The organism is Roseateles cavernae (assembly GCF_040187885.1).
Taxonomy (GTDB): domain Bacteria; phylum Pseudomonadota; class Gammaproteobacteria; order Burkholderiales; family Burkholderiaceae_C; genus Roseateles_E; species Roseateles_E cavernae.
The window spans coordinates 321,120-330,117 of sequence record NZ_JBDPLH010000004.1 but is presented as its reverse complement, the minus strand read 5'-3'; the positions used below and the strand labels follow the sequence as shown (position 1 = coordinate 330,117).

8 protein-coding genes are annotated in these 8,998 nt (G+C 67.2%); 4 read left to right on the top strand and 4 right to left on the bottom strand.

Annotation, left to right across the window (positions count from 1 at the left end; genetic code table 11):
• Positions 1–382: ATP-binding cassette domain-containing protein (locus ABGI63_RS14960; protein WP_349743179.1), on the top strand; the 382-nt coding region annotated here is incomplete at its 5' end.
• Between the two features lie 16 nt (positions 383–398).
• Here the strand turns inward: ABGI63_RS14960 and ABGI63_RS14955 are convergent.
• Both ABGI63_RS14955 and ABGI63_RS14950 read right to left on the bottom strand, forming a co-directional pair.
• Entirely contained in the window at positions 399–1,280 is an 882-nt protein-coding gene (locus ABGI63_RS14955; protein WP_349743178.1) for a YbgC/FadM family acyl-CoA thioesterase, read from the bottom strand.
• On the bottom strand, positions 1,277–2,194 hold the full coding sequence (locus ABGI63_RS14950) for an alpha/beta hydrolase (RefSeq protein WP_269840423.1): 918 nt from the start codon (positions 2,192–2,194) through the stop codon (positions 1,277–1,279). The genes ABGI63_RS14955 and ABGI63_RS14950 overlap by 4 nt, the downstream gene beginning before the upstream one ends.
• Positions 2,195–2,291: 97 nt before the next feature.
• On the opposite strand from ABGI63_RS14950, the gene ABGI63_RS14945 reads away from it, so the two are divergent.
• On the top strand, positions 2,292–3,449 hold the full coding sequence (locus ABGI63_RS14945; RefSeq protein WP_349743177.1) for an iron-containing alcohol dehydrogenase: 1,158 nt from the start codon (positions 2,292–2,294) through the stop codon (positions 3,447–3,449).
• Between the two features lie 394 nt (positions 3,450–3,843).
• Here ABGI63_RS14945 and aceA read toward each other — a convergent pair whose 3' ends face one another.
• Together aceA and ABGI63_RS14935 are read right to left on the bottom strand one after the other, a co-directional pair.
• A complete protein-coding gene (gene aceA, locus ABGI63_RS14940) occupies positions 3,844–5,142 on the bottom strand; it encodes an isocitrate lyase (protein ID WP_432767420.1) in 1,299 nt (432 codons plus the stop codon).
• Positions 5,143–5,393: 251 nt separating this feature from the next.
• On the bottom strand, positions 5,394–5,996 hold the full coding sequence (locus tag ABGI63_RS14935) for a MarC family protein (RefSeq protein WP_137940848.1): 603 nt from the start codon (positions 5,994–5,996) through the stop codon (positions 5,394–5,396).
• A 203-nt stretch (positions 5,997–6,199) separates the two neighbouring features.
• On the opposite strand from ABGI63_RS14935, the gene ABGI63_RS14930 reads away from it, so the two are divergent.
• Positions 6,200–8,443 (top strand): TonB-dependent siderophore receptor, encoded by a 2,244-nt coding sequence (locus tag ABGI63_RS14930; RefSeq protein WP_349743176.1) that lies wholly within the window; start codon positions 6,200–6,202, stop codon positions 8,441–8,443.
• Between the two features lie 49 nt (positions 8,444–8,492).
• Positions 8,493–8,966, top strand: coding sequence for an Lrp/AsnC family transcriptional regulator (locus ABGI63_RS14925; protein ID WP_349743175.1), 474 nt, complete (start codon positions 8,493–8,495; stop codon positions 8,964–8,966).
• Positions 8,967–8,998 lie beyond the last annotated feature (32 nt).

The window sequence follows — 8,998 nt, the reverse complement described above, 5'->3', positions numbered from 1 at the left end:
GAAGGCCGAGGCCTTGCTGGCCCGCGTCGGCGTGGCGCACCGCAAGGATGTCTACCCGGCCCAGCTCAGCGGCGGCGAGCAGCAGCGCGTTGCGATCGCGCGGGCGCTGGCGGTGGAGCCCGAGGTGATGCTGTTCGACGAGCCGACCTCGGCGCTGGACCCGGAGCTGGTCGGCGAGGTGCTGAAGGTGATGCGTGACCTGGCGGCCGAGGGCCGCACGATGATTGTCGTGACCCACGAGATGGGCTTCGCCCGCGAGGTCTCGACCCACACGATGTTTCTGCACCAGGGCAAGGTCGAGGAGCAGGGCAATCCGCGCGAGGTGCTGCTCAAGCCGCAGAGCCCGCGCCTGCAGCAGTTCCTCAGCGGCGGGCTGAAATAGGCCCACCTCCGAAGCGCTACAGCGCCCGGACCATCTCCACATGGGCGATGCCGGCCTCGTCGAAGACGGGGCCGCGGCGCTGGAAGCCGGCGCGGGTGTAAAAGCCCTCGGCCGACAGCTGGGCGTGCAGCAGAACCTCGCGGTAGCCGCGCTCGCGGCCCGCCTGCATCAGCGCCTCCAGCACCTCGCGCCCGACCCGGCTGCCGCGCAGCGCAGCGATCACCGCCATGCGGCCGATCTTGGCCACGCCGGGCACATGCTCGAGCAGGCGACCGGTGGCCAGCGGCCGGCCCAGCCGGTTGTAGGCCACCGCATGCAGGCAGCTCGCGTCGGCGCTGTCCCACTCCATCTCGGCCGGGATCTTCTGCTCGTCCACGAAGACGGCCTGGCGGATCCGCTGCGCCTCGGCGCCCAGCTCGGCCCAGGCCGCAACGCGCACCCGCGCCATCGCCGCGCCCTTCTCGAAGCCGGTCAGCAGCTCGCGCAGGCCCTGCGGCACCGGCTTCGGTGTGCGGCTCTGGGCATCGGCAAACACATAGACCAGCTCGCCATGGACCAGGCAGTCCTCGCCGCGAAACACCGCGCAGTGCAGGCTCATCGAGCTGTTGCCGACCCGCTCGCAGCGCACGCCCACATCGAGCAGCTCCTCGAAGCGGGCCGAGTCCAGGTACTCCAGCGTGGCCTTGCGCACGAACAGATCGCCGCCCAGCTCGGCCATCGTCGCCGAGTAAGGCAGGGCCAGCGCACGCCAGTAGCCGCCGACCGCGGTGTCGAAATAGGTCAGGTAATGGCCGTTGAAGACGATGTGTTGCGCATCGATCTCGGCCCAGCGCACGCGCAGTCGCTCGAAGAAGCGGAAGTCGCGACGCCGCGGCGTGGATGTAGAAGTGGCGCTCATGGCTGCAAGGCCTCCTTGATGGCGAGGCCGCAGGCGTCCAGCGCCAGCAGGGCTTCGGGGATTTGGCGGCCCATCTTGATGAAGTCGTGGGTGACGCCGCGATAGAGCTCCAGCTGCACCTGGCCGCCGGCCGCGCGCAGCCGGTCGGCATAGGCAATGCCCTCGTCGACCAGCGGATCGCATTCGGCCAGCAGCACGCAGGCGGGAGCCAGGCCGCCGTGGTCCTCGGCCTCCAGCGGCGCGAAGCGCCAGTCGCGCTTGTGGTGGTGGGCGATGTAGTGGTCGAAGAACCAGGCAATCGAGGCCGCATCGAGCAGGAAGCCGTTGGCAAACAGCTTGTGCGAGGCGGTGTCGGCATGGGCCGTCGTGCCCGGCGTGATCAGCAGTTGCAGCGCCAGCGGCAGGCCCAGATCGCGGGCATGCAGCGCGCAGACCGCTGCCAGCGTGCCGCCGGCGCTGTCGCCGCCGACCGCCAGCCGGCTGCCGTCCAGGCCCAGCGAGTCGGCCGCGCCCACCAGCCAGCGCATCACCGCCCAGCAGTCGTCGACGGCGGCCGGAAAGCGGTGCTCGGGCGCCAGCCGGTAGTCCAGCGCCAGCACTGCCGCGCCCGAGCGCAGCGCCAACTGCCGGCACAGGCTGTCGTGCGTCTCCAGGCTGCCTATCGTGAAGCCGCCGCCGTGCAGATAGAGCAGCACCGGCAGCCGGGCCTCGTCCCGGGTCTTGGGCGCATAAAGCCGGGCGGCCAGCGGGCCTTCGGCACCGGGCACCTGCAGATTCTCGATACGGGCCAGCGGCGCGCGCGGCAGATCCAGGATCTCGGCCCCCATCAGATAGGCGATGCGCGCCTGCTTCGGGCTCAGGCTGTGAAACGGCGGGCGATTGGCGCGGTGTATGCGCGTGAGCACACCGGCCATGCGCGGTGTCAACAAGGTGCTACTCAACAAGAACTCCAACAACTACGCTCGGGGCATTGGCGCGCAGTGTGCCAGAGCCCCCAAGGAGACGAGAGCGATGGCCCTGATCCAGTACCTGACCCAGATCCAGTTCGACTTCGGCGCTAGCGCGCTGCTGCCGCAGGAATGCGAGCGCATCGGCATCCACAGGCCACTGATCATCAGCGACGCCGGCGTGCGCGCTGCCGGCGTGCTGGCCAAGGCGCTGGCGGCCTGGGGCGCCGCCGACACCGCATGGCCGCCGGTGTTCGACGCCACGCCCGCCAACCCCACCGAGGCGGCGGTACGCGCCGCTGCCCTGATGTATCAAGAGCTCGGCTGCGACGGCCTGGTGGCCATCGGCGGCGGCTCCAGCATGGACCTGGCCAAGGGCGTCGCGATTGCCGCGACGCACGCGGGGCCGCTGAAGAGCTACGCCACCATCGAGGGCGGCAGCCCCAGGATCACCAAGGCGGTGGCGCCGGTGATCGCGGTGCCGACCACGGCCGGCACCGGCTCGGAGGTGGCGCGCGGCGCCATCATCATCGTCGACGACGGCCGCAAGCTGGGCTTTCACAGCTGGGAGCTGATGCCCAAGGCCGCGATCTGCGACCCCGAGCTGACCCTGGGTCTGCCGGCCCTGCTGACCGCCGCCACCGGCATGGACGCGATCGCGCACTGCATGGAGACCTTTATGTCGGCCGCCGTCAACCCGCCGGCCGACGGCATCGCGCTGGAAGGCCTGCGCCGTGGCTGGGCCGCCATCGAGCGCGCCACCGGCACAGGGTCCGACCGCGAGGCGCGCTGGGCCATGATGAGCGCCAGCATGCAGGGTGCGATGGCCTTCCAGAAGGGCCTGGGCTGCGTGCATTCGCTCAGCCACAGCCTGGGCGGCGTCAACCCGCGCCTGCACCACGGCACGCTGAACGCGGTGTTCCTGCCGGCCGTCGTCAAGTTCAATGCCCAGCACCCCAGCCTGCATCAGGACGACCGGCTGCAACGCATGGCCCAGGCCATGGGCCTGCCCGGCTGCGATGCCGCCGGCCACGCGGTGGCCGAAGCGCTGCGCGCGATGAATGCGCGGCTGGGCCTGGCCCCGGGGCTGGCGGCGCTGGGGGTCGGCGAAGAACTGTTCGAGCGCGTCATCGACGGCGCAATGCTGGACCATTGCCACAAGACCAATCCGCGCCTGGCCACGCGCGAGGACTACCGCGAGATGCTCACCGCCTCGCTTTGACCAGGGGACAAGCGTCAGGCAATGCCCGACAGGGTTTACAGCCGGCTTCCTATGCCCGGCGAGCGGCACATCGGTTGCAATGAAGCGGTGTTCACAGGCAGGAGGCGGGTCATGGACCGAAGTCTTTTGTTTCCATTGCTGACACCCGCAGGCCGGCGTCATCGGCAGGATGTGTCCGGTATGAACCGCCATCCCAGCCTGCCAGCGCCTGCCGAGGCTACGCCTATCTACGGCCGACACACCGGGCGCCGCCGACAGATGCCCTTCTTCATCCGCTGGTGGCTGGCCCTGCAGGGCTGAGCGCGGACCGGCCAGCAAAAAGGCCGACCTCTTGTGGAGGCCGGCCCGGCGATACGAGCCCCGGATGCCGGGGCTCAATCACTTGAGGGGTGCATCAACCATGCTTGGCGTCGAAGAACTGCTCGTCCTCGGTCGAGCCCTTCAGCGCAGCGGTCGAGGCCTCGCGCTCGATGGTCGTGGTCACCGCGTCGAAGTAGCCGGTGCCGACCTCGCGCTGGTGCTTGACGGCCGTGAAGCCCTTCTCGGCGGCGGCGAACTCGGCTTCCTGCAGCTCGACAAAGGCGCTCATATTGTTGCGGGCGTAGCCATAGGCCAGGTTGAACATCGAGTAGTTCAGGCTGTGGAAGCCGGCCAGCGTGATGAACTGGAACTTGTAGCCCATCGCGCCGAGTTCGCGCTGGAATTTGGCAATCGTCGCGTCGTCCAGGTTCTTCTTCCAGTTGAACGAGGGTGAGCAGTTGTAAGCCAGCAGCTTGCCGGGGAACTTGGCATGGATCGCGTCGGCAAAGGTCTTCGCGAAGGCCAGGTCGGGCTTGCCGGTCTCGCACCAGATCATGTCGGCATAGGGCGCGTAGGCCAGGCCGCGGCTGATCGCCTGGTCCAGGCCATTGCGGGTGCGGAAGAAGCCTTCAACAGTGCGCTCGCCGGTGCAGAAGGGCTTGTCGTTGTCGTCGATATCGCTGGTCACCAGATCGCCGGCCTCGGCGTCGGTGCGGGCCAGCAGCACCGTGGGCGTGCCCATCACATCGGCGGCCAGACGGGCGGCGACCAGCTTGGCCACGGCCTCGCGGGTCGGCACCAGCACCTTGCCGCCCATATGGCCACACTTCTTGGCCGCCGCCAGCTGGTCTTCGAAGTGCACGCCGGCGGCGCCGGCTTCGATCATGGCCTTCATCAGCTCGAAGGCGTTCAGCACGCCGCCGAAGCCAGCCTCGGCATCGGCCACGATGGGGGCGAAGTAGTCGATATCGTTCTTGCCCTCGGACCACTGGATCTGGTCGGCGCGGGCGAAGGTGGCGTTGATCTTCTTGACCACCTTGGGCACGGAGTCCACCGAGTACAGCGACTGGTCGGGGTACATCTCGCCATTGCTGTTGGCGTCACCGGCGACCTGCCAGCCCGACAGATAGATGGCCTTCAGGCCGGCCTTGACCTGCTGCATGGCCTGGTTGCCGGTCAGCGCGCCCAGCGAGTTGATGAAGGGCTCGGTGTTGACCAGGCCCCAGAGCTTCTCGGCGCCGCGCTTGGCCAGGGTGTGCTCGATGGCCAGCGAGCCACGCAGACGCACCACGTCGGCGGCCGTGTAGCCGCGGGTGATGCCCTTCCAGCGCGGGTTCTCGGCCCAGTCTTTTTCGAGGGCGGCGATTTGCTGTTCACGGGTCAAGGTGCTCATGAAGTACTCCTGCAAGCGGTTGGGGGTAGGAAGGAATCGATGGCTTAAGCGTAGTCCTCGCCCCTGCTCTGCGGAAGTGTTGTGTCTTATATAAGACTAAAAATATTCTCCTTGCAAATCAACAACTTGCACTTTCAATACCGGATCACGAAAACAACTTCTCCATAATGAGAAAAAATGTCGCGGCGCAGCATGAGAAAATACCACGATATGAAATGTCGTTTTCGTATCGTGGATTTGCAGCGGCGCTCTCAGAGCCCGCCGATGAAGTAGCGCTTCAGGCCGGCCAGCACCATCTCGACCGCGATCGCGGTCAGCACCAGGCCCATCAGCTTCTCGATCGCCGACACCACCGAGTCGCCCAGCAGCTTGCGGATGCGGTCGGCCAGGATCAGGGTCAGGCCCGAGACCACCATGGCCGCAGTGAGCGCGGCAATCCACTCCCAGATGCGGTCGGGCTGGCGCGAGGCCAGCAGCAGCACGGTGGCCATCGCCGAGGGGCCGGCCAACAAAGGCACGGCCAGCGGGAAGATGAAGGGCTCGCGGCCAGGCTCCAGGCCATAGGCCGATTCGCCGCTGCTGCCAAAAATCATGCGGATCGCGATGATCAGCAGGATCACACCGCCGGCCACCTCCAGCGAGCGCTCCGACAGGTGCATCACCCGCAGGAATGCGTCGCCGACGAACATGAAGGCGAACAGCACGCCGAAAGCGATGCCGACCTCGCGCAGCGCCACCAGCTTGCGCCGCGGCTTGGGGACCGCTCGCATGATGGGGATGAAGATCGGCAGGCTGCCCAGCGGGTCCAGCACCAGCAGCAAGAGGATGAAGGCGGAGAGAAAACTGTGGTCCATGGCCGGATTGTCCGCCGGCTTGCCCTCGGGCCGGTCGCCCGCCAATCGCCCTCACGGTGGCTTGGATGCAACAGCCCGGGGCTTTTCCCCTGATCGTGTCAACGCTGACTCTACAATGCGAATAACAACAATTCTCATTCACAAAACAAGCCACTGCGGGCCTGAACCCAGGCTGTGGCGGGCTTGTCCATACAACTCCTCCGATGACATCGTCCCGTATCAAGGCGCAGCGCGCCCAGCTTGCCGATCACTCCCTGGCGGCCACCGCCGCTGCCCGCGCCGAGACAGGGCGCCTGAGCCTGCTGGCCACCCTGATGGCACTGGCGCTGCCGAGTCTGGCCCAAGCGCAACAGGGGGCGCAGGAACCGGCTCCGGAAGTGAACGACGCAGCGGTCTTGCCCGTCGTGAAGGTCAAGGCGCGCAGCACCCATGAAAGCCAGTCCTACACCGCCGGTGCCAGCCAGTCCGCCACCGGCCTGACCCTGTCGCTGCGCGACACCCCGCAGTCGGTGACCGTGATCACCCAGCAGCGCATCAGCGATCAGGCGATGCGCCAGGTGGCCGATGTGCTGCAGGGCACACCCGGCCTGTCGTACAAGGACACCGACCGCGGCCGCAACAGCCTGTCGGTGCGCGGCTTCGAGATCGACAACTACCAGTACGACGGCGTGCCGGTCGAGAAAATCAATATCGGCGGCGAAAACGACAGCACGGTGCTCTATGAGCGCGTCGAGGTCGTGCGCGGCTCCACCGGTCTGCTCAGCGGCGCCGGCAACCCTTCGGCGGCCATCAATCTGGTGCGCAAGCGAGCCGACAGCAGGGTCTTCAGCGGCTCGGTCCAGGCCAGCCTGGGCAGCTGGCAGCACCGGGGTCTGACTGTGGACCTGTCCACCCCGCTGAGCGAGGATGGCCGGGTGCGGGGCCGGGTGGTCGCCAACCACGAACGGCAGCATGCCTTCATCGACCTCGAGAACACCAGGCGCAGCGTGCTGTACGGCGTCATCGATGCCGACCTCGGCACGACCACACGCCTGAGCGTCGGCGCCAGCAGCCAGGACGACAAGCGCAATGGCGTCTACTGGGGTGGGCTGACCTACTGGTATGCCGATGGCAGCCCTACCCGCTGGGATCGCAGCAAGACCACCGCCACGCGCTGGAACCAGTGGGACACGCGCCAGCAAACCGCCTTCGCCAAACTGAGCCACCAGTTCGAGAACCTCTGGCGCGTCAGTCTGGACCTGAACCACTTCAAGCAGCGCGAGGAGTCGATGCTGCTCTGGATAACCGGCCTGCCCGACCGCAACACTGGTCTGGGCCTGAACGCCATGCCCTATCACTACCGCGCCGAGCCGACCCAGAACCAGCTGGCCCTGACGGCCAGTGGCCCCTTCCGGCTGTGGGGCCGCGCCCATGAGCTGAGCCTGGGCCTGAGCCATAGCCGCGCCAAGGCCGGTTGGGACAATGGAGCTCCGCTGGACGAGCAGCAGGCTGCGGTCGGCGACTTCAATCGCTGGGATGGCTCCTATGCACGGCCGGCGATGAAGGCTCTGGAAGTCGGCAGCAGCGATGCCACCATCCAGTCCGGCGCCTATGCGGCGGCCCGGCTGCAACTGAGCGACCCATTGAAGCTGATACTCGGCGGTCGTATCAGCCATTGGAAGAAGGAGCACAAGGTCGGCCTCTGGACTCCCGAGGCCTTCACGATCGAGCACAAGGGCGAGTTCACCCCCTATGCGGGCCTGATCTTCGACCTGAACAAGGAGCTGTCCCTCTACGCCAGCTACACCGACATCTTCAAGCCGCAGAACGAGCGCGACCGCCACGGCAAGTACCTCGACCCGCTGCGCGGCAAGAGCTATGAGGGCGGCATCAAGGGCGAGTTGCTGGACGGCCGGCTGAATGCCTCGGCTGCGGTATTCCGCGTCGACCAGGACAACTTCGCCGAGCCGGATCCGGGCCAGTTCATCCCCGGAACCACCACCCCGGCCAAGCGCGCCGGCCAGGGCGTGCGCTCGCAGGGCTGGGAGCTGGAGCTGGCGGGCGAGTTGGCGCCAGGCTGGAGCCTCAGCGCCGGCTGGACCCACTTCTCGACCAAGGACGGCCAGGGCGTGCAAGCGGCGCTGGACCATCCGCGCCGCCAGCTCAAGCTGTTCAGCAAGTACACCCTGGGCGGCAGCCTGCAGGGCTTCAGCGTCGGCGGCGGCATCAACTGGGAGAGCGCGCAGCTGACGCGCCTGGAGAATCCCGTGAGCAAGGTCAACGAGCATGTCGGCCAGCCCAGCTATGCGCTGGTGGACCTGATGCTCAGGTACGAGTTCAGCAAGAAGCTCTCGCTGCAGGCCAATGTCGACAATCTGCTGGACAAGAAGTACTACAGCAGCAGCTGGAGCGGCTACACCTACGGCAAGCCGCGCGGCCTGACCCTGACGCTCAGCCACACGCTCTGATCGGTCCTGCGGCGGCCGGCGGCCGATTTGCAAGGACAATGCGGCCACCATGAGCGAAGCCGGCCCCCTCGACACCATCGACCGCAGAATCATCGAGATCCTGCAGCGCGACGGCCGCCTCTCCAATGTGGACCTGGCATCCCGCATCCATCTGTCGCCGCCGCAAACCCTGCGCCGTGTCAAGCAGCTGGAGGAACGTGGCGTGCTGCGCGGCTACCGGGCCATGGTGCAGCCGGCCACGCTGGGCCTGGGCGTGACCGCCTTTGTCAGCCTCAATATCGAGGCCGATGCCTTCGGTCGCGTGCGCGAGATCGAGGCCCTGATCCGCGACTTCCCCGAGATTCTGGAATGCCACACCGTCTCGGGCGACTGCGACTATCTGCTGAAGGTCGTCGCCGCCGACCTGAAGAGCCTGTCGCAGTTCCTGACCGACCGGCTGATGCAGATCCCCGGCGTCGCCGACATCCGCTCGATGATCTGCCTGGAAGAAATCAAGCCGCCGGCGCCGCTGCCGGTGCTGTGAAGTCACCCCCAGCCGCAGGGCTGGCCCTCGGT